This is a genomic window from bacterium, from assembly GCA_019637795.1.
Lineage (GTDB): Bacteria > Desulfobacterota > Binatia > HRBIN30 > CADEER01 > JAHBUY01.
Genome location: JAHBUY010000002.1, coordinates 392,528 through 412,831, shown reverse-complemented (window position 1 = coordinate 412,831; position 20,304 = coordinate 392,528). Strand labels below are relative to the sequence as shown.

General features: G+C 72.4%; 22 protein-coding genes and 1 pseudogene. 10 read left to right on the top strand and 13 right to left on the bottom strand.

Annotation, left to right across the window (positions count from 1 at the left end; genetic code table 11):
- Positions 1-7 precede the first annotated feature (7 nt).
- Together KF840_07080 and KF840_07075 are read right to left on the bottom strand one after the other, a co-directional pair.
- Positions 8-988: pseudogene (locus KF840_07080) on the bottom strand (DUF4105 domain-containing protein).
- 31 nt (positions 989-1,019) lie between these two features.
- Complete coding sequence (locus KF840_07075; GenBank protein MBX3024656.1) at positions 1,020-1,502, bottom strand: DUF3015 domain-containing protein; 483 nt, start codon at positions 1,500-1,502, stop codon at positions 1,020-1,022.
- A gap of 191 nt (positions 1,503-1,693) precedes the next feature.
- Here KF840_07075 and KF840_07070 point away from each other — a divergent pair, with 191 nt between their 5' ends.
- The 4 genes from KF840_07070 (at position 1,694) to KF840_07055 (ending at position 4,343) form a co-directional block, all read left to right on the top strand.
- Positions 1,694-1,888, top strand: coding sequence for a DUF4124 domain-containing protein (locus KF840_07070; protein MBX3024655.1), 195 nt, complete (start codon positions 1,694-1,696; stop codon positions 1,886-1,888).
- Positions 1,889-1,932: 44 nt separating this feature from the next.
- Entirely contained in the window at positions 1,933-2,775 is an 843-nt protein-coding gene (locus KF840_07065) for a hypothetical protein (protein ID MBX3024654.1), read from the top strand.
- Positions 2,776-2,886: 111 nt separating this feature from the next.
- Positions 2,887-3,975 carry a chorismate synthase gene (aroC, locus tag KF840_07060; protein ID MBX3024653.1) on the top strand — a complete coding sequence of 363 codons (1,089 nt, stop codon included), beginning with the start codon at positions 2,887-2,889 and terminating at the stop codon, positions 3,973-3,975.
- Complete coding sequence (locus KF840_07055; GenBank protein ID MBX3024652.1) at positions 3,972-4,343, top strand: sulfurtransferase; 372 nt, start codon at positions 3,972-3,974, stop codon at positions 4,341-4,343. Before aroC ends, KF840_07055 begins: the two co-directional genes overlap by 4 nt.
- A 42-nt stretch (positions 4,344-4,385) precedes the next feature.
- Here the strand turns inward: KF840_07055 and KF840_07050 are convergent, their stop codons facing one another.
- Positions 4,386-4,781, bottom strand: a complete 396-nt coding sequence (locus KF840_07050) for a nuclear transport factor 2 family protein (protein MBX3024651.1) — start codon at positions 4,779-4,781, stop codon at positions 4,386-4,388.
- Between the two features lie 114 nt (positions 4,782-4,895).
- Here KF840_07050 and KF840_07045 point away from each other — a divergent pair, with 114 nt between their 5' ends.
- Positions 4,896-5,270: an MAPEG family protein gene (locus KF840_07045; GenBank protein MBX3024650.1), complete on the top strand. Its 375-nt coding sequence runs from the start codon at positions 4,896-4,898 to the stop codon at positions 5,268-5,270.
- 68 nt (positions 5,271-5,338) lie between these two features.
- Here the strand turns inward: KF840_07045 and KF840_07040 are convergent, their stop codons facing one another.
- From KF840_07040 to KF840_07010, 7 genes are all read right to left on the bottom strand, one after another.
- Positions 5,339-6,391 (bottom strand): hypothetical protein, encoded by a 1,053-nt coding sequence (locus tag KF840_07040; GenBank protein MBX3024649.1) that lies wholly within the window; start codon positions 6,389-6,391, stop codon positions 5,339-5,341.
- A 112-nt stretch (positions 6,392-6,503) separates the two neighbouring features.
- On the bottom strand, positions 6,504-6,791 hold the full coding sequence (locus KF840_07035) for a DUF1156 domain-containing protein (protein MBX3024648.1): 288 nt from the start codon (positions 6,789-6,791) through the stop codon (positions 6,504-6,506).
- Positions 6,788-7,396, bottom strand: coding sequence for a hypothetical protein (locus tag KF840_07030; protein ID MBX3024647.1), 609 nt, complete (start codon positions 7,394-7,396; stop codon positions 6,788-6,790). The genes KF840_07035 and KF840_07030 overlap by 4 nt, the downstream gene beginning before the upstream one ends.
- Positions 7,396-8,535, bottom strand: coding sequence for an AAA family ATPase (locus KF840_07025; protein MBX3024646.1), 1,140 nt, complete (start codon positions 8,533-8,535; stop codon positions 7,396-7,398). The genes KF840_07030 and KF840_07025 overlap by 1 nt, the downstream gene beginning before the upstream one ends.
- On the bottom strand, positions 8,532-8,915 hold the full coding sequence (locus KF840_07020; GenBank protein ID MBX3024645.1) for a hypothetical protein: 384 nt from the start codon (positions 8,913-8,915) through the stop codon (positions 8,532-8,534). Before KF840_07020 ends, KF840_07025 begins: the two co-directional genes overlap by 4 nt.
- A gap of 289 nt (positions 8,916-9,204) precedes the next feature.
- Positions 9,205-10,863, bottom strand: a complete 1,659-nt coding sequence (locus KF840_07015; GenBank protein MBX3024644.1) for a hypothetical protein — start codon at positions 10,861-10,863, stop codon at positions 9,205-9,207.
- 52 nt (positions 10,864-10,915) lie between these two features.
- Positions 10,916-11,815, bottom strand: coding sequence for a serine protease (locus tag KF840_07010; protein MBX3024643.1), 900 nt, complete (start codon positions 11,813-11,815; stop codon positions 10,916-10,918).
- Positions 11,816-11,994: 179 nt separating this feature from the next.
- On the opposite strand from KF840_07010, the gene KF840_07005 reads away from it, so the two are divergent.
- Positions 11,995-13,293, top strand: coding sequence for an anthranilate synthase component I family protein (locus KF840_07005; GenBank protein ID MBX3024642.1), 1,299 nt, complete (start codon positions 11,995-11,997; stop codon positions 13,291-13,293).
- Complete coding sequence (locus KF840_07000; protein MBX3024641.1) at positions 13,290-14,153, top strand: aminotransferase class IV; 864 nt, start codon at positions 13,290-13,292, stop codon at positions 14,151-14,153. The genes KF840_07005 and KF840_07000 overlap by 4 nt, the downstream gene beginning before the upstream one ends.
- Here the strand turns inward: KF840_07000 and KF840_06995 are convergent.
- Complete coding sequence (locus tag KF840_06995) at positions 14,140-15,636, bottom strand: acyl--CoA ligase (protein MBX3024640.1); 1,497 nt, start codon at positions 15,634-15,636, stop codon at positions 14,140-14,142. The two genes, KF840_07000 and KF840_06995, sit on opposite strands and share 14 nt — an antisense overlap.
- A 197-nt stretch (positions 15,637-15,833) precedes the next feature.
- Positions 15,834-16,241 (bottom strand): translation initiation factor, encoded by a 408-nt coding sequence (locus tag KF840_06990; protein MBX3024639.1) that lies wholly within the window; start codon positions 16,239-16,241, stop codon positions 15,834-15,836.
- An 87-nt stretch (positions 16,242-16,328) separates the two neighbouring features.
- Between KF840_06990 and KF840_06985 the strand changes: the two genes are divergently transcribed.
- Positions 16,329-16,586 (top strand): hypothetical protein, encoded by a 258-nt coding sequence (locus KF840_06985; protein MBX3024638.1) that lies wholly within the window; start codon positions 16,329-16,331, stop codon positions 16,584-16,586.
- Here the strand turns inward: KF840_06985 and KF840_06980 are convergent.
- Positions 16,570-18,738 carry a PAS domain-containing protein gene (locus KF840_06980; GenBank protein ID MBX3024637.1) on the bottom strand — a complete coding sequence of 723 codons (2,169 nt, stop codon included), beginning with the start codon at positions 18,736-18,738 and terminating at the stop codon, positions 16,570-16,572. The genes KF840_06985 and KF840_06980 overlap by 17 nt on opposite strands.
- A gap of 122 nt (positions 18,739-18,860) precedes the next feature.
- Here KF840_06980 and KF840_06975 point away from each other — a divergent pair, with 122 nt between their 5' ends.
- On the top strand, positions 18,861-19,580 hold the full coding sequence (locus KF840_06975; GenBank protein MBX3024636.1) for an LOG family protein: 720 nt from the start codon (positions 18,861-18,863) through the stop codon (positions 19,578-19,580).
- Positions 19,562-20,296, top strand: a complete 735-nt coding sequence (locus tag KF840_06970; GenBank protein MBX3024635.1) for a VIT family protein — start codon at positions 19,562-19,564, stop codon at positions 20,294-20,296. Before KF840_06975 ends, KF840_06970 begins: the two co-directional genes overlap by 19 nt.
- Positions 20,297-20,304: the final 8 nt, after the last annotated feature.

Here is a 20,304-nt window from a genome sequence, read left to right as displayed (position 1 = left end):
CTGCCCGCTGCAGGTCGAGGCCGGGGCGGGCCGCGTCGAGCAGCACCAGGATCTGGTAGGAGCAGTTCTCGTCGAAGAAGTAGTAGTCGAAGGTGACGCCGCGCAGCTCCCAGAGATGGGCGAGCAGCAGGTCGGTCTGCGCCGCGTCGAGGGTGAGCGGGTACTCCCAGATGTCGCGCTGCTCCCAGTCGCCGTACTGCTTGACGATGTCGTAGTACGGGTGGATCGAGAAGCGGCCGTCGTAGTAGCCGAAGATGCCCTTGAAGGCGAAGGCGATGCCGCCGTCGCCGCCGACGTCGGCGGAGTAGTTGCTGCCGTAGGCGAGGAGATCCTTGCCGGTGGCGGAGTCGATGCGCAGCAGGGTGTGCCCGAACATCGACGACGGGTTGTTCATGTAGGCTTCCGGGAAGACCAGGGTGACGCCGGCGGGATCGATGGCGGCGCGCCAGTGCTCGAAGGCCGGGCACGGCTGCGGCGGCAGGCGGCTCGGGTCGAAGCGCAGGCGGCGGTCGAGCCAGAGGTAGCGGCCGCGCAGGGCGCACTGGGGCGGCTCGTCGTCCTTCAGCGTCGCCGCCGGGTCGAAGAAGCGGGCGAGGGTCGCGTGCAGCTCGGCGCGCGGGTCGTCGCGGCCGTCGGGGGCGAGCAGGAAGTCGGGCGAGTCGGCCGTGCTCTCGACCCGGCCGCCGAGCCGGCGCTCGACGTGCAGCAGCGCCCACCACTGCGGGTCGTCGGCGAGCCCGAGCGCGTCGGCGCGGGCGGTGAGCTCGGCGAGGTACTCGGCCGCTTCACCCGGCGGCGTGGAGGGCGGCGCTCCGGCGCGGGGCTCGCAGCCGGCGGCGACGCAGGATGGAGCGGGCGTTGGTGGTGAGGCGCCGGCGTCGCGCGGCGGCGCGGGAGGGCGGCCCTCCAGGGCGGCGGTGGCGCTGGCCACCAGGACGCTGGCCGCGATCAGCCAGCGAAGCGAACGCGGACCGCGGCGTCGAGCCACCGGGGGCGTCGGCCGCGGTCCCGCGCGTCGCTCACGACACGTACTGCGCCAGCAGCGCGTCGGTCGCCATCAGGCCCTTCAGCGCCGTGAGCAGCTCACCGGCGGTGACCTGATCGGCCGGGAACAGGGCGCCGAAGTTGCGCTTGGCGAAGGCGAAGAAGGCAGGCTTGTCGGCGTCGGCGACGCCGATCAACTGCGCCAGCGTGTCCAGCGACTCGCCGCGGCCCGAGGCCATGTCGCTCGCCAACTGGTCGATGTTGGCGCTGGCGTACATCTGCAGGCGGGCGTCGGCGGTGACCGTGCCGCCCTGCTTGCAGCCGGCGGTGCCGGAGCTGATGCCGAAGGTCTGGTTGCCGAGCGACGAGTTGGTGGTCGCCGCCAGCACCTTGGCCGCGACGCCGGTCTGGCCCTTGAAGGCCATCGTCCCCCAGCCGCATCCCACATCGGGATCGGCGAGAGCAACTCCACCGCTCAGCATCACCCCGATCGCCGCCAACACTAGAGTCCTCTTCATAACGACCCTCCTGGTTCGATGATGCGGGACGCATACGTGCGCTCCCGGCGCGTTGTCAACGCGCGGCCCCATGCTGCCACGAAGCGACGAATTGTCGACCCGTCGACGGCGAATTTCCCTCATCATCCGGCGACCATCCCGGCATCGCGTCGCCGGGCGATTGGTACGCATCTTGGTGTCGTTCCTGCCCGATGACGACTCGCCACGACCAGGCACCCGCGGCGTCGACCGCGCACCCGCGGCGCCGCCTCGGGCTCGCGCTGCTGCTGGCGCTGGTCGTCGCGGCGGCGGTCGCCGCGGCCGCCGACCAGGGCAAGAGCACGGTGTACATCTGGCGCGACGCCGGCGGCGTCGTCCGCTTCAGCGCCGCGCCGCCGCCGCGCTGAGCGCCGCGGGCGCCGGCGGCCGGAATCGGCTATAGATGCGACCCATGCCGCTGGTCGCCACGCTGTTGTTCGTACTCGCCACCGCCGCCGCCGCCACCGCCGCCGCCGCGCCGCTGCCGTCGAGCGGCTGCTCGCGCACCGACATCGAGCACGGGCGGCGGTTGACGCGAACCATCGACGTCGCCGGCACGCCGCGTCAGGTGATCCTCGACGTGCCCGACAGCGTCAAGCCGGGCACACCGGCTCCCGTGCTCCTCGACTTCCACGGCTTCGGCCACAGCGGCGCCGGGGTCTGGAACGTCTCCGGCTTCAAGGCGCTGGCCGAGCGCGAGGGGTTCATCACCGCCTACCCGGAGGGCCTGCCGGTGCAACTGACGCTGCGCGGCCAGGACGTGACCGGCCCCGGCTGGCGGATGGACGCGATCGCCGGCAATCGCGACGTCGCCTTCACCGCCGCCCTGCTCGACCAGCTCGAGCGCGACTACTGCGTCGACCGCCGGCGCATCTACGCCACCGGCTTCTCCAACGGCGCCTTCTTCAGCCAGCTCCTCGCCTGCGCCATGGCCGACCGCATCGCCGCCGTGGCGCCGGTGAGCGGCGGCACGCTGCGCGTCGACTGCGCGCCGGCGCGCCCGGTGCCGATCCTCATCCAGCACGGCAGCGAGGACGATCTCATCCCGGTCGCCTTGGGTCGGGAGGTGCGCGACCGCTGGCGCGCCCTGGACGGCTGTACCGGCGAGGCCGAGGCCGACGGCCCGACCTGCCAGCGCTGGCGTTGTCGCGACGGCGCCGTCGTCGCCTACTGCGAGGACGCCTACCCGCACCGCTGGCCGGCGGATGCCACCGAGCGGGTGTGGACATTCCTCTCGGCGAAGACCCTGCCCTGACGCGTCTCGACGCGAAGGCGCGAAGCGAGACGAGCCCGTGCGAGCTTCGCGTCCTGGATGGGTGGGGAGGGCGCTTGTGACCAGCATGCTGCTCGCCTACGCTGCGACGCGATGGGCTCCAGCTTCGGACAGCTCTTCCGGCTCAGCACCTTCGGCGAGTCGCACGGCGGCGGCGTCGGGGTGGTGGTCGACGGCTGCCCGCCGCGCCTGCCGTTGACGGTCGAGGAGATCCAGCGCGATCTCGACCGGCGGCGGCCCGGGCAGAGCCGCATCACCACGCCGCGCGACGAGGCGGACCGCGCCGAGATCCTCTCCGGCCTGTTCGAGGGCCAGACGCTGGGCACGCCGATCGCGGTCCTGGTGCGCAACGAGGACGCGCGCTCCGCCGCCTACGAGGCGTTCCGCGATGCCTACCGGCCGTCGCACGCCGACTACACCTACGAAGCGAAGTACGGCATCCGCAACTGGCAGGGTGGCGGCCGCGCCTCGGCGCGCGAGACCATCGGCCGGGTGGCCGCCGGCGCCATCGCCCGCAAGCTGCTCGCCGACCTCGCCGGCGTCGAGGTCGTCGCCTGGGTGCGGCAGGTGTGGACGATCGCCACCGAGATCGCGCCGCCGGCGGTGACGCGCGACGCGGTGGAGGCCAACATCGTCCGCTGTCCCGACGCCGCCGCGGCCGAGCGCATGATCGCCCGCATCGACGAGGCGCGACGCGCCGGCGACTCGCTCGGCGGCATCGTCGAGTGCGTCTGCCGCCGCGTCCCCGCCGGGCTCGGCGAGCCGGTGTTCGACAAGCTCGAAGCCGACCTCGCCCGCGCCATGCTCTCGCTGCCGGCGTCGAAGGGGTTCGAGATCGGCAGCGGCTTCGCCGGCGTGTCGCTGACCGGCATCGAGCACAACGACCCCTTCACCGCCGAGGGCGGCCGCGTGCGCACCGTCAGCAACCGCTCCGGCGGCGTGCAGGGCGGCATCAGCAACGGCGAGGACATCGTCTTCCGCGTCGCCTTCAAGCCGACGGCGACGATTCGCCAGGCGCAGCGGACCGTCGACCGCAGCGGCCAGGCGGTGACCCTCGAGGGCAAAGGCCGTCACGATCCGTGCGTGCTGCCGCGCGCCGTGCCGATGGTCGAGGCGATGGCGCTGCTGGTGCTCGCCGACCACTACCTGCGCCAGCGCGCGCAGTGCGGGACGCTGCCATGAAGCACGCACCGGGATTCCTGGCCATCGTCAACGACGCCAAGACGCGCATCCGCGAGTGCGGCACCGATGACGTCAAGGCGATGCTCGATCGCGGCGACCGTTTCGAGCTCATCGATACCCGCGAGGACGGCGAATGGGCGCGCGGCCACCTGCCCGGCGCCCTGCACCTCTCGAAGGGCATCATCGAGCGCGACATCGAGCGCGTCGTGCCGGACAAGGGCGCCCGCATCGTGCTCTACTGCGGCGGCGGCTTCCGCTCCGCCCTCGCCGCCGACGCGCTGCAGAAAATGGGCTACCGCAACGTCTGCTCCATGGACGGCGGCTGGCGCGAGTGGACCGAGAAGCTCTACCCGGTCACCAAGGCCTGACGACGTGCCGGCGAGAACCGGCACCGGCGGCCGCCGGCCGCGTCAGTGCAGCAGCTCGCCGTCGTCGTCGCTGCTCGGGCGGACGACCCCGCCGGCCTGGTGGTGCAGCAGGCGCCAGGCGCCGTCCTCCTCGACGAAGACGTTGGTCGCGACCAGCTCGGCGCCGGGAAAGCGCTCGGTGCAGATGACGATGGCCGTCGCGCCGAGCACGTGCGCGACGGCGTCGCTGCAGCGGATCGGTGGCGAATTGGGATTGCTCAGGATGTCGCGCCAACTCGCCAGCACGGCGTCGCGCCCGTGCAGCGGCTGCCAGCCGGGATGGATGCAGGCGACCCGCGCGCGCTGCGCCCACAGCGCCTCCATCGCCTCGACGTCGCGGGCGGCGAACGCGGTGTAGAACGCCTCGTTGGCGGCCAGCACCCGCTCGACATCGCGCATGCCTGCTCCTAGCGCGTTCGCCCCGGCCGCCGCCACCCCTTTCGCGGCTCGGACGTTGAGCGTCCGGGGCGCGCGGGATACAGAGAACGGACACCCGACACTGCAGGAGGTCGCATGGATTTCGTCTCGTTCGTCGCGCTGCTGGCGCTGATCGAATACCTCGCCATCTCGACGCTCACCGGCCGCGCCCGCGGCCAGTACGGCGTGGCGGCGCCCGCCACCACCGGACATCCGATGTTCGAGCGCTGGTACCGGGTGCAGATGAACACGCTCGAGCAGCTCATCGTCTTCATCCCGGCGCTGTTCCTGTTCGCCCGCTACGTCAGCCCGCGCTGGGCCGGACTGCTCGGCCTGGTGTTCGTCGCCGGGCGCGCCATCTACGCCCGCGCCTACGTCGCCGATCCGGAATCGCGCTCGCTCGGCTTCGCGCTGACCTTCGTCCCCAACGTCCTGCTCATCCTCGGCGCGCTGCTGGCGGTGATCTTCTGACCGGCCGCGCGTCGGTCCGACGACGGCCGTGATCGTCCGGCGCCGCGACCGCCCGACGCCGATCCCGGCTACGAGCGGCGCGGGCGGGGCGGGCGCTCGCGGCGCTCGACGCCGACGGTGCGCGTTTTCATCTCCGTCTCCTCGGCGAGCAACACGTCGGCGATCATGGCGTCGAAGTTGAAGAGGTCGCGGTACTCCGGCAGCCGCTTGAAGGAACGGTCGATCAGCAGGTGCTGACCGTCGGTGTCGGCTTCGAGCACGAACGGTCCCTGATCGCCGGCGCGGATCAGGTCGACGGCGCCGATGCGCACGCCGAGCGCCTCGGCCGCCCGGCGCGCCAGCGTCTCGGCGGCATCGCTGACGGCGCGCACGAAGTGGTAGCGCGCCCCGAAGGCGGCGCTGATGATGAAGTCCGCGGGGCGGCGGATCTTGTCGCGCCGCCGCTCGCTCCAGAAGGCGATCTGACCGTCGACCACGTAGGCGCGCAGGATCTGGCCCGGGCGCAGCACGCCGCCGCGGCCGACGTCGGTCACCAGGCGCTGCAGGTAGAACGGCGGCGGACAGCTCAGCACGCCGTGCCGCACCTGGCGGCCGATGCCGGAGCGCACCGGCTCGACGACGTAGCGGCGCCCCGGCACCTCGCCGCCGATCGTCCCGTCGCCGTCCGCGAACAGCACCACGTGCCCGTGCCCGCCGGCGGCGCGCGGCTCCTTGAGGATGGCGTGCTGGTGGTGGCGGACGAAGGCCCGCGCCTCGTCCGGATCCATGGTGATCAGCGTCTCCGGCATCGCCACGCCGCGCTCGTGCAAGCGCTGCGCGGCGGCGATCTTGTCCCAGCACAGCGCGTGCGCCGCCATGGCGTTGACCACCTCGGCGCGCGGAAAGAGGGCGCGGATGAGCAGCGTCCCGTCGAGCGGCAGGTCCTCGGGCACGTCCGCCGGCACGTCGAACGGCAGCACGTACAGCCGCCGCACGCTCTGCCACTCGCGCGGCGCGCGCAGCGCCGATTCGAACGTCAGGCGCACGATCTCGCCGCCGCGCGCCTCCGCCGCCGCCTGGATGTCGCTGGCGATGGGGCCCACCCAGGGTTCGGCGGCGGCTCCGTGGAGGATGGCGATCATCGGTGGGACGGCGGATTGGGTTCGGCGGACTGATGACTGGACGGGGTTGCGCGGTTAGGGGTTAGGCGAAGACGAGTGGGATTGCCAGTCACCCGAGCGGGACGCGCAACTCTCAACCCCCTACGAATCCCGTTGCTTCCCCCGGGTGGCAACTGGCGATCTCTCGCAGCCGCTGTCGCGCCTCGGCCTTGAACGACGGCGGGCAGAGTGGGTCGCACGGGTGACGCCAGAGCAGGCCCAGCAGCACCGCTCGGCTCGACGCCAGCGGCCTTCGCGCCCACCACGGCTGCAACGTGCTCGGGTGCCCGTGGCGGATCGACTTCTCGCGCGCCGCATGCCGGCGCACGTCGGCGATCGGGAACTCCACCTCGGCGACGCGCTTGCGGGCCTTGGGGATCACGCCGATGTTCCGATCAGGCGCTCAAGACCCGCAATAGCCCGGCGCAGGCTCTCGGAGCGCTGCGCCGCCACAGCCGGCCGCCATCGCGTCTCGGCGTACTCGATGAGCCGCGAGGTGTAGGCCGGGCCAACGGGTCGCCCACTCCCTTGGCGGGGCACCATGTCCCGGCGTATTGCGGCGCGCCGGGAGCGGCGGGCGACATCTACCATCGCGACCTTCGCGTTCCGAAGGCGCTCCGGGTCCTTGGGAATCTGGGATCGCGCAACGCCGGCGTATTCCGAGAGCGCCTCCCCATCCGCGATCAGCCAAGCCTCGACCTGTCGCACGGCGACACGGAAGCAAAGCAACCGGGCCGGCGAGGGCAGCCAGCTCGCGCGCAATAGGGGAGCACAATCCTGCTCGCCGTTCAGGTCCACCAAGACCATCCAGGGCGCGTGCCTCGCCGCATTGTTGAACCCGTTGAGCTGGGTTCTGAGGGCGGACTTCCCGTTCTTGCCGTACACGGGACCCGCTTGGCCGCCGACGCTGGCGATGAGCCTCCGTACGACCGCCTCGTCCACGATGCCCTCCACCGCCGCCGAGATCACCACGGGCTGCGCGGCCATCAGGCGTCTGCGAACAGCGTGAGCTGATTCGCTCGGTCGGGCCGCGTCCTGGGGATCACGACGTCAGCCAGCGACAGGCCGCCCTCCAGCAGATCGCGAATGTCGCGATGTGAGCCAGCCGTCGATACCTGCGTGCCCTCGCTCCCGGGGACGAGCAGCAGCACCTCGTCGAGACCGATGCCCTCATCGTGAAGGAGGTCCGGCGAATGCGTGCTGAGAAAGATCTGCCGGCCGGTGCGGCGCTGAACTCGTGCCAGCATCGAGGGTAGGACGCGCACGATCTCGGGGTGCAACGAGAGCTCGGGCTCCTCCAGGAGCAGGGGCCCCTCTCTGTCCATCGTCACCCACAGGAGACCCATGAGCCGCAACGTTCCGTCGGAGAACTGCTCTTCCGTTTGCCAGGCTCCCTGCGGGCGCCAGTGCTGGTATTTGCCCCGCAAGTGGGGGGTGCCGCGCGCGTCGCGCCACAGCTCGACCTCCTGGAGCTGTGGTACCGCAACGCGGAGGGCTTCCTGGATCCGCCGCAGGCGGGCGTTGCGCGTCCGCTCCTGTGTCTTGGCGACCTGCTCCAGGAAGTCGCCGCCGAAGGGATCATTCGAACGGCCCACGGAACGGTCGGGCTCGCGCACGAGTTGCGGCACGATGTGCAGGTAGCGAATGGACGCGAAGAACGTGACGATGTCCCTGAAGTCCCGGTTGACGTTTACCTGCTCTAGGAAGGTCTGCGTCAGCCGGGCCGGATCGCCCTTGTCCTCGCGATCCGGGCGATCGAGGAGCTTACCGCTGGGTCCCGAGACACGTTCCTTGCGTAGCTGGGGCCGCCGCTGCGAGTCCTGATTGAAGGCCAACTCGTATGTCCAACTCGGGCCGTCGTCTCCATCCTGGAGTTCGACGCGGATCTCGACGTCCGGGTAGCGGCGGGCCGCCAAGCACCGAATCGCGGAAACCCCCGAACGCCGCGCAACCGCTTCCTGGAACCCGCCACCGGTGGACGCCAAGTCACGGAGGAACCGGAACGCGTCGAGGAAGTTCGACTTGCCGGATGCGTTCGGTCCGACGAGGAACACGCGATCATGGATCTGCGCCTCGGCGTCGACGAAGTTCTTCCAGTTCTTGAGCGCGATCTTGCGAATCTTCATCGATTGTCTCCGGATGACGGCGGCGTCTCGCGCACCTGCATCTGGTGCGGGAGCGGATCGATGCGCGAAATGGAGAGGCCAAAGTACGGATCGAACTCATAGGCGATGCCCAGCGCATAGGCCTGGAGACCCAGGCGCAGGAGGCGCCCGTCGCCGTCGAACGAGCTCCGTGCGTGCAGGAACGAGAGGCGATCGAGATCGGCAGCGGTGAGCGTCACCTTCCGGAGGCGTTCTGATTGCAGGCCGAGTCCCACGACCCAACTCGCCGCCCCGTTCGGCTGAACCGTCTCGACGCGCGTGGGCTCGCTGAAGAGCGGACCAGTGAAGATCTGGCCCGGTTGTAATTCAGCCCGGACGCTGATTTCGGGGTCGTTGTCCATCCTCACCTTCCGCAATCCCCTGGCCTGCTGCTACACGTCGACACCGCTCCCACCGCAGCGGCCTCCGATCAGCCACTGCGGAATCGAGACCGGCGGCATCGGTTAGCTTCCGAGGCGTTTTTGCGTCAACGGAGCGCTCGCGTCCAGCGCCGATCGGCGCTCCTCGTGGGGACAGCGAGGCGCGTCGCCTTCTCGTCCTCTGCCGATCAGAGCCGACGAGGAATCGCCGCATAGCTCAGCGTCCACGTGCTTGAGCTGGATGACGATTCGGAACCGCGACAATTCCGCTTCATTTGTTCCTTCTTCCCACCGACGCCGCGATGTACTTGCGCGCCACCGGCGAGTGGTCGTCGGGGTCGAGGATGATCTCGATCAGCGCCAGCTCGCGGCGGCGGCCGGCTTCGGCGAGGGCGTCGCGCAGCGCGGCGACGGTCTCGACGCGGGCGCTCCAGCCGCCCCAGGCGCGGCCCAGCTCGGCGTACGGCCAGGGCGGGATGGCGAGCAGGTCCTTGCGGTCGGCCACCGGGCGGAAGATGCCCCAGCCGGCGTTGTTGAGCACGAGCACGATCGGGTTGCAGCCGTGGCGCGGCGCCTGGGCGATCTCCTGGCCGGTCATCTGGAAGGCGCCGTCGCCGCACAGCACCAGCGGCCGCAGCCCGGTGCCGATCTGGGCGCCGATGGCGCCCGGCACGCCGAAGCCCATCGACGCGTAGTAGCCCTGCGCCAGGTACGGCACCGGGCCGTTGGCGCGCACGTCGAGGCCCCCGAACAGGGCATCGCCCGCCTCCGACACCACCATGACGTCGCGGCGGCCGGCGAGGAAGCGGTTGACCTCCCACAGCACGTCGCTGACCCGCACGGCGCGCGCCGTGCCGCGTTGCTGCGGGCCGAGGTTGTCGGCGTAGACGACGCGCTGGCGGCGCCGCGTCAGCGGCTCGCGGCCGAGCGCGGCGAGGAAGTCGCGCAGCGTCACCTGATTGTAGGAGTGGAAGCTGACGTCGACGCGGTCGTCGACCGCCGAGATCGCCGCCGCCGCGCCAAACGTCGGGCCGCGCCCCATGAGGTTCATGTCGGTCAGCAGGGTGCCGAGGCTGAGCACCGCGTCGGCGCGCGCGATGCGCTCGCGGATCGGTCGCGGGCTGATGGCGCCGAGGTAGACGCCCATGTGCTGCGGGTGGTCGACCGGGATCGCCCCCTTGGCCAGCACGGTGGTGGCGCACGGCGCGCCGGTGCGCTCGACCAGGCGCAGCAGCTCGCGGGTGAGGTGGTAGCGGTGGCACTCGATGCCGGCGATCACCACCGGGGCGCGCGCCGCGTTCAGCCGCGCCGCCGTCTCGCGCGCCGCCTCGCGCACCTTGCGCGCATCCGAGCGGCGCTCCGGCAGGCGGCCGGTCCAGTCGAGCAGGCGCGGCGGCACCGCGACGGTGCGCTCCACCATGTCGCGATGGATCTCGAGATAGCCCGGCCGCCGCTCCGCCCACACCGTCTGCACCACCTCGTCGATCTCGTCCGCCGCGCTGCCGACGCGGTCGATCAGCCGCGCCGCGCAGGTGATCTCGCGGTAGATGTGGAGCTGCGACGCGATCTCCTTCGCCTGGTGGTGGATCAGCGTCCCGAGCTTGCGCTCCTCCTCGCCCGGCCCGCCGCTGATGATCAGCAGCGGCACGCGCTCGGCGAACGAGCCGGCGACCGGATTCACCATGTTGTGGCCGCCGGCGCCGTAGGTGACGCAGACGACGCCGATGCGGCCGGTGGCGCGCGCGTAGCCGTCGGCGGCGAAGCCGACCCCCGGCTCGTGCGACATGGTGACGATGCGCAGGCCGCGCTTCTGCCCGAAGCGCAGGAACAGGCGCATCACCAGGTCGCCGGGAATGCCGAAGAGGTGCGTGACGCCGACGCGCTGCAGATAGGCGACCAGGAAGTCGCCGAGCGCCATGCGCGGCTTCATCGTCGCTTCGCCCCGCGCGCCGGCCGCCGGGGAGCGCGTCGGGCGATCGCGCTCACGCGAAGAAGGCCTCGGCGTCGCCGCCTTCCACCACGACCTCGCGCACCGCGTCGTCGCGGAAGACCTTGAAGTGGATGCGCTCGCCGGGGCGGTGCGCCCAGACGCGCGCGTAGAGATCGCGGCGGTCGGCGATCGGCTGCTCGTCGACGGCGACGACGACGTCGCCGGGCCGCAGGCCGGCGCGCTCGCTCGGCGTGCCGGGGAGCACGCCGGCGATGATCACGTGGTCGCTCAGCACGTAGCAGTAGAAGCCGACCCAGGCGCGCGGCGGCCGACTGGTGCGCCGGCCGTGCCGCAGCAGCTCGTCGGTGTGCGCCGACCAGTGCTCGATCGGCACCGCGAGGGTGAAGCGGCCGACCTCGTTGAGGTCGAGCGACACGATCCCCGCCAGCTCGCCGGCGCGGGTGAAGAGGCCGCCGCCGCCGAGGCCGGGGTTGCGCGCGGTGGTGACGATGCCGCGTTCGAGCGAGAACTCCCAGAAGGCGTCGAAACGGTCGAGCGACATGATCGCGCCGGTGTTGACGCGCCGCTGGCTGCCGCCGGCGGAGGCGACGATGAACACCTCGTCGCCCAGCGCCAGCCGGTCGGTGCCGCCGAGCCGGGCGGCGCGGTAGCTCTGCTCCGGGATCTTCACCGCCGCCAGGCCACTGTAGAAGTCCTGCGCGATCACCTGGCCGGAGAGCCGCGTCTCATCGAGCAGCGTCACCTCGACCGTCTCGGCGCCGAGGACGACGTAGTTCACCGTCAGGACGATGCCGGCGGCGTCGACGATCGTCCCCGACCCCATCCGCTCCGCGCCGAGGATCTGCGCCGAGGGGTGCGCGATGTTGATCCGCACCCGCAGCCCGACGCTGGTCGGCAGGACCGAGTGCAGGAGCTGGAGGGTGGCGTTCATGGCCGAGGTCGCCGATCAGAGCGGACCGCGCCGCTTCGAGCTCCGAGAACGCAACCCTCGCATGGTGATCCGCATCGTGCCGCGCGGCGAGCCGTGTTGCGCCTTGGCCGGACGCTCGGTACAACGACAGCTCTGCCCAAAGCAGGAAGCCCATGCCGACGCAAGGAGTCGCGCCCGCCATGCGCCCCGCGTCGCTGGTGCGGCGCGGCGGCGATCGACCCCACCGGGTGCTGTTCGACGGCGACGCGGACGCCTGGGGCGACGGCACGGTCCGCTACAGCGACACGCCGATCGCCACCCTGACCTGCCACGCCTCGGGCTGGAGTGCGACGACCGCGGGCGGCGGCACGCGCTGGCGCTGGGGCGATCCGTGGGCGGCCTGGCAGGCGTTCCTCGATGCCCACCGCGCCCGGGTGGGCGAGGGCGGCGGCATCGCCACGGCGCTCGCCTACGACCTCAAGCACGCCGGCGAGCGCCTGCCGCGCCGCCTGCCGTGGCCGCAGACGCCGCTGCTCTTCGCCGCCGCCTACGACTGGAGCTATCGGGCGGACCGGCGCCGCGGCCGCGCCTGCCTCGCCGCCGCCAGCGACGCCCGCCTCGCCGCGGCGCGGCAGTGGTACGCGGCGCCCGACCCGCCGCTCGCGCCGCTCGTGGCGCCGCCGGCGCTGCGGCCGCTGCTCGACCGCGAGCGCTACTCGGCGCTGGTGGCGCGCGTGCAGGCCTACATCGCCGCCGGCGATGTCTACCAGGTCAATCTGGCGCAGCCGTTCCACGCCGCCCTGCCGCGCGTCGCCGCGCCGGCGCTACTGGCGGCGTGGAGCGAGCGCTACCCGATGCCCTACGCCGCCTACCTCGACGGCGCGGGATGGACGCTGGTGTCGAGCTCGCCCGAGTGCCTGCTGCGCCTCGACGGCGATCGCATCGCCACCCTGCCGATCAAGGGCACCCGCCGGCGCGCCGGCTCACCGGGCGCGCTGGTCGACGACGCCAAGGAGCGCGCCGAGCACGTGATGATCGTCGATCTGGAGCGCAACGACCTCGGGCGGGTGTGCGTCACCGGCAGCGTCGAGGTGGCGGATCTCTTCGCGGAACGCGCCTACCCGCTGCTCGTCCACATGGTTTCCGAGGTGCGCGGGCGACTGCGGCCGCGCACCGCGCTCGCCGACGTCCTGCGCGCCCTCTTCCCCGGCGGCTCGATCACCGGCGCGCCGAAGATCCGCGCCATGGAGATCATCGAGGAGCTCGAACCGGCGCCGCGCGGCTTCTACACCGGCGCCATCGGCTGGACCGAGCCCGACGGGCGCAGCGTCTTCAACCTCGCCATCCGCACGGCCGTGCTCGACGCCACCGGCCTGTGCTATTGGGCCGGGGGCGGGATCGTGGCGGACTCGCAGGCGGCGCGGGAGCACGCCGAGACGCTGCTCAAGACGGAGGCGTTGATGCAGGCGTTGCGGGGGATGGAAAGGATGCGGGCATGAGAGACGGCTACGTGTTCCTCAACGGGCGCATCGTCGAGTCCAAGCGGGCGATGATCAGCGTCTACGACCGCGGCCTGTTGTACGGCGACGGGCTCTTCGAGACCATGCGCGGCTACAAGGGGCGCGCCTTCGCGATCGAGGAGCACTTCCACCGCCTGCGCACCTCGGCCGACATCCTCGGCCTGCCGGTCCCCGATCTCGATTGGCCGCAGGTGATCAGCGAGCTGCTGCAGCGCAACGGTCTGCAGCGGCAGGACACCTGGGTGCGGATCACCATCACCCGCGGGCCCGCCGAGCCGCGCGTGCTGCCGCCGGACATCGCCAAGCCGACGACGGTGATCATGGTCCGCCCGCTCGATCGCGCCATCGCCACCCACCAGAAGCGCGGCGTCAAGGTGTCGCTGCTCCCCTTCTCGCGCCACGGCTTCATCCCCGAGCACAAGTCGATCAACTACCTGCCGGCGGTCGTCGGCAAGGTGCTGGCGTCGTACCACGGCGCCTACGAGGGCCTCTTCGTGCGCGCCGACCACGTGCTCACCGAGGGCACCACGACGTCGGTGTTCGTGGTGCGCGACAAGACCCTCTACACCGCGCCGCAGGGCGGCATCCTGCCCGGCGTCACCCGCGGCCTGATCATCGACCTGGCGCGCGCCAACGGCATCCCCGCCGTCGAGCGCGAGATCACCACCACCGACCTGCGCCTCGCCGACGAGGCCTTCCTCACCTCGTCGATGATTGAGATCGTCCCCATCGTCCACGTCGACGAAGCGCCGCTCGCCACGGGCAAGCCCGGCCCGCTCACCGCCCGGCTGCGGAAGCTCTACGCCGCGGCGGTGCAGAGGTACTTCAAGCGGCGCTGAGCGAGGAGCGGGCGGCGAGCGCGGCGCGGTCGAGCTTGCCGTTCACGTTCCGGGGCAGGGCATCGAGCACGACGACGCGCACCGGCACCTTGTACTCGGCGAGGCGTTCGGACGCGAAGGCGCGCAGCGCCGCCGGCGTCGCCGCGGCGCCGGGATGGAGCTGGACGAAGGCGACGGGCACGTGGCCGTCGTGCGCGTCCGGCGCGCCGACGACGCCCGCGGCGGCGACCGCGGGATGCTGCGTCAACACCGATTCGACCTCGCCCGGCGCGATGTTCGAGGCGCCGCGGATGATGATCTCCTTGCGCCGGCCGACGAACCAGTACCAGCCGTCGGCGTCGCGACGCGCCAGATCGCCGGTGACGAGCCAGCCGTCGCGCAGCGCGGCGGCGGTCGCCGCGGGATCGTTCCAGTAGCCGCGCGCCATGGCGTCGCTGCGCAGCCACACCTCGCCCTCGTCGCCGTCGCGCCCGTCGGCGCCGACCAGGCGCAGCGTCACGCCGTCGGTCGGCAGGCCGAAGGAGCCGAGGCGCTTGGCGCCAAACGGGGGGTTCATCGCGTAGTTGTAGGCCTCCGTCATGCCACAGGCCTCGGTGAGCGGCAGGCCGGCCCATTCGGCGAAGCGGTGGTGCAGCTCGGCGGCGATGCGCTCGCCGCCGGCGATGGCGCAGCGCAGCGTGGCCAGCGCGGCGCGCGCCGGCGCCGGATGCGCCAACAGGTCGCGCAGATCGGCGGGGCCGGTCTGCAGCCGCGTCACGCCGTGGCGCGGGATGGCGTCGACCACCGCCGCGGGATCGCCGTGCGGCAGCAGGATCACCCGGCCGCCGAGCGCGAACGCCGTCAGCAACTGGCCGGCGAAGGCGGCGATGTAGGCGATGCCCATGAAGGCGAGCTGCACGTCGCTGGCGTCGAGCGCCTGGCTCACCACCTGGTGGCGCGCCGTGCGGCGCAGCGAGGCGTGGGTGTGAGTGACGCCCTTCGGCTTGCCGGTGCTGCCGGAGGTGTAGAGGACGACGGCGGGGTCGTCGGCGGCGACCGCGACCGGGGCCGGCAGCGGCGCGGCGTCGAGCAGGCGGGCGAACGGCTCGGTGCCGGTCGGCGCCGGACCGCCGGCGACGACGACCCCGGCGATCCCGAGCGCCGCCAGGCGCGCGCCGTCGAGACGGTCGAGCAGGGCGGCGTCGGCGATCAGCAGGCGCGGCGCGCAGTCCGCCACCGCGTGCTCGACCTCGGGGCCGCGGTAGCGCGGATTGAGCGGCACGGCGACCAGCCCGGCGGCGAAGCAGCCGAAGTAGGCGATCGCCAGCTCGGCGCAGTTGGGAAGGAAGAAGGCGACGCGATCGCCGGCCGCGAGCCCGCGCGCCCGCAACGTCGCGGCCAGCCGCGCCGCGGCGTCGGCCAGCGCGCCGTAGGTGTGGTCGCGGCCATCCGCGGTGAGCGCCACCCGGTCGCCGTGCCCGAGGAGGAGATCGAAGAGCTGCACGGCCCGGAGCTTGGGGCCCAAACGCCGTCGCTGCAAGATCTTTCGCTGCCCGCCGGGGCGGATGCAGCGGCGCGCGCTGCGCGAGGAGATCATGGCCCCAGCAGGGCGCGTCGTTCGTTCTCGCCGCCGCGCTGCTGCTGGCGGCGATGGCGCTGGCGGCGCGGGTGACGCGGCGGCGCTGACCCGACCGACCTCGCTCAGTTGCCGCGCCGGACCTGCCGGGCGCCGTGACGGACGAGCCAGGCCGCGGCCGCATCCGGACGATCGCCCTGCAGCACGACCCGGCCCGCCTCCACCCACGAGCCGCAGCCGAGCGCCTTGCGCAGGGCGCGCGCCAGTGTGTCCATCTGCGCCGCCGGCAATGCCAGGCCGTCCACGACGGTCACCGTCTTGCCGCCGTGGCCCTTGCGCTCGCGGCGGACGATCACCTTGCCGGCGCGGCTGAGGTCCAGACCCGCGGCGGGCGACGTCGCCGGCGATGCCGCCGCCGCCGGCGGCGCTGGCGCCGGAACGGCGGGCTCCCCGACGCGGACGCCGCGCCGGCGCAGCAACTCGCCGAGCGAGCCCAGCGCCGTCGTCTCCGGTGGGAGGGGCTTCTTCGCCATCGCGCCACACCCTGCCACACTCTCGCGCCGCCGTCGCGCGGGGCCGCCCTTTGCGCTGCCGCCGGCCGATCGTTCACCATTGCGGGCGTGCAGGAACAGCCATTCACCCCGGACGATGTCTACTGCGTGTACTGCCAGGCGCCGGCCGCCGGGATGTGCGCCGACTGCGGCGCGCTGTGCTGCGGCGACTGCGTCGAGGTCGTGCTGCGCCTGACCAGCCGGCGGGCGGTGTGTCGGATGTGTCTGCGCCACGCGCCAACGCCGCGGCGGCGCCGCTGGTGGTGGGTGGCGGCCCTGGCGGCGCTGGCCGCGGCGGCGCTGCGCTGGCTCAGGCCGGGAGGGTGAAGCGGAAGGTGCTGCCGCGGTCGGGATTGCGCGTCCCCCACAGGGTGCCGCCGTGCGCTTCGATGATCGAACGGCTGATCGACAGGCCCATGCCGAGGCCGCTCGACTTGGTGCTGTAGAACGGCGCGAACACGTCCGCCGGCGGGTCGGGTAGGCCGACGCCGGAATCGGCGACGGCCACCTGCACGGCGTCGCCGGCGAGCGCGGTGCGCACCGCCAGCGCGCGCTCGCCGTTGTCCGCCGCCTCGACCGCCTCGACGCCGTTGAGCAGCAGATTGAGCAGCACCTGCTCGATCTGGATGTCGTTGCACGACACCGCCGGCAGGTCCGGCGTCAGGTCGAGGTGGAGCGCGACGCCGCGGGCGCGCGCCTCGGGCTCGATCAGCCGCACCGACTCGCGCACCAGGTGGTTGACGTCGGCCGGGCTCTGCCGGGCGGTGTCCTTGCGGATCAGATCGCGCAGGCGGCGGATGATCTCGCCGGCGCGCAGCGCTTCGCCGCCGATCTCCTCGACGATCGGCAGCAGGGTGGCGACGTCGGCGGTGCCGGCGCGCAGCCGGCGCGCGCAGCCCTGGGCGTAGTTGGCGATGGCGCCCAGCGGCTGGTTGATCTCGTGCGCCAGGCCCGATGCCATCTCGCCCATGGTGCTGAGCCGCAGGACGTGCGCCAGATCGGCCTGGTGCTGGCGCGCCGCCTGTTCGGCGCGCTTGAGGTCGGTGACGTCCTTGCTGAACACGGTGGCGCCGATCACCTCGCCGCGGGCCCGGATCGGGTGCAGCGAGAGCAGCTCCCAGCGCGGACCGTCGGCGGCCATCTCGGTGCGCTCGAGCTGGACGTGCTCGCCGGCCAGCGCCCGTCGGAACAGCGCCATGAACTCCTCGCGCAGGGCCGCCGGAACATGGGCGCTGGCGTCGTCGCCATAGGTGGCGCCGTAGCGCTGGGCGAAGCGCGCCCGGGCGCTGCCGTTGATCACCGTCACGCGGGCGTCGCGGTCGACCGACCAGATCGCGTCCGGGGTGTTCTCGATCACCGCCGACAGCGCGGCTTCGGAGCGGCGCAGCTCGGCCTCGGCCTGCTTGCGGTCGGTGATGTCGGTGCCCAGGCCCCAGATGCCGGCCGGCGCGCCGTCGCGGCCGGCCCACAGGAACTTCACCGTGATGAAGGTGCGCCAGCCGTCCGGCAGCGGAAAGCTCTCCTCGAACTGCAGCGAGCAGGAGGCGCGCAGCACGGCGCGGTCGTTGGCGCGCACGACGGCCGCGACGTCCGGCGGCAGCAGCTCGTCCATGGTGTGGCCGATCACCTCGTCGGCGCGCCGGCCCCACATCCGCAGCAGGTAGCGATTGGCGAGCAGGTAGCGGCCGTCGAGGTCGCGCAGGTAGACGGCGACGTCGGCGTGGTCGAGCACCGCCTGCAGGCGGCGCTGGCTCTCGCGCAGGTCGGCCTCGGTCTGCCGGCGCTCCTCCGCTTCGCGCGCGAGCTCGCGGCTGGCGGCGGTGAGCTCGGCGGTGCGCTGCTCGACCCGGCGCTCGAGCTCGGCGTTCAGCCGCGCCAGCGCCGCTTCGGCGTCGCGGCGACGGAAGTTGTCGTCGAAGAGCCGGATGTAGTGGCGGCGCATCTCGCCGGCGAGGATTGCCGAGCAGGCCAGGCCGAGCCCGACCGCCGCCGTCGCATGCCCGGGCGGCGGCCCGAGGTTGCCGAGCACGAGGCGCGAGCTCACGGCGAGCATGGCGGCGAGGGCGCTGGCGCCCAGCAGTTGCAGCCAGAAGCCCCAGGGCAGGATGGCGGCGGCGGTCACCGCCATGACGACGAAGAAGATCGCGGTCGATGCGACCTCGCCGTGCCAGACGCTCGCCCAGGCGCGAATCGCGCTGCCGATCAATCCGAGGCCGAGGCAGATCGGCGCCATGTGCCGCTGCACGAATGCCAGTCGGGTGGCGAGCAGCGCGAGCCCGATCAGGATCGTCAGCGCGCCGTTCATGGCGTCGCTCCACAGCGGCGGCGGCGAGAGCGTCAGGTGATTGATGGCGCCGAAGACCGCCACGGCCGCGAGGCCGAGGAGCAGCAACAGGCGGCCGCGGCGGACGGTCAGTCGCGCGAGCGCCGCCCGCACTTCGGGCGACGACCGGGGAGGCTCCTCACTGGATCGCAGCATGGCGCGCGCTCGCCAGCATAGCCGAATTTGCTCTCGGACCGACAGACAAAAGCGGGCGCCGCGGCACCCGGTCCCGCCTTGTGGGCGGGCGTGATTCTGTCAAAAGCGGAGCAGAGGTGGTGATGGAAGAGACCCGGACCGACTCGCAGTCCACCCTGGTCAGCTTGGCCGACGAGCAGCAGGTCGCCGCGCTGGTCCGCGAATCGGTGCTGCGGCTGTGGGAGGTGGTGAACGCGCTCACCCGCCTGCGCCCCTCGCGCCGCGACGATTTCCGGGTCACCCTCTTCGGCTCGGCACGGATTCCGCGCGATCACTGGGTCTATGGCGCGGTGCGCGACCTGGCCGCCGAGCTGGCGCGCATGGGCTGCACGGTGATCACCGGCGGCGGGCCGGGCCTGATGCAGGCGGCGAACGAGGGCGCGGCCTCGGCGGGCGTCGGCGCCGCCGGGCAGTCGGTCGGCATCCGCATCCACCTGCCGTTCGAGCAGGACACCAATCCCTTCGTCGACGAGGTCTACGAGCACGGGACCTTCTTCTCGCGCCTGCACCACTTCGTGATCGCCTCCGATGCCTTCGTCGTCGTCCCGGGCGGCATCGGCACCGTGCTCGAGCTGGCGATGGTATGGCAGCTCCTGCAGGTACGGCAGCTCTACGGCACGCCGCTCATCCTGGTCGGGCCGATGTGGCGCGAGCTCGTGGAGTGGGCGCGCCGCTACCTGCTGCGACCGGACCTCGCCCTCGCCAGTCCCGCCGACCTGGACATCCCGCACTGCGTCGACACCGCCGGGGAGGCGATCACCCTGCTCCGCGATCAGCACGCGCGGTGGCTCGCGCAGCGATGACCGCCGCCGCGCCGCGCTCGGCGCCGGCGTCCTCCGCCCGGCCGCGGGAACGCCTCCTGCAGCGCTATCTCGAGCCCGCCGATCGGCTGAACGAGGTGTTGTTCGGCCTCATCATGGTGCTGACCTTCACGCTCACCGCCGGCTTCGCCGTCGGCGACGGACCGCAGGCGACCCGCGGGCTGCTGATCGCGACCATCGGCTGCAACATCGCCTGGGGGTTGATCGACGGCGCGATGTACCTGACGACGTGTCTGCTCGAACGCAGCCGCTCGCAACGCCGGCTGCGCGCCCTGCACGCCGCTCCCGACGAGGCGACGGCGCTGGCGGTGGTGGACGACGCGGTGGAGGACGCCGTGGGCGGCGCCGTGACCGCGGCGGCGACCCCGGAGGAGCGCGCGCAGCTCCTCGCCCTGGTGCGCGGCGCCGCCCTGCGCGTCCCCATCGGACGCTTGGGATTGCACCGCGAGGACGTCTACGGCGCCATCGCCAGTGCCCTCCTGGTGATGCTGACCTCGGTGCCCGCCGCGCTGCCCTTTCTGGTGATCGATTCGCCGACCCGGGCATTGCGGGTGTCCAATCTCCTCCTGCTGGGCGGCCTCTTCGCCGTCGGCTATCAGTGGGGACACTACAGCTTCACCAACCGCTGGCGCGCCGGGTTCGCCTTCCTCGTCGTCGGCCTCGCCCTGGTCGGCACCGCGATCGCGCTCGGCGGCTGAACGAAAGG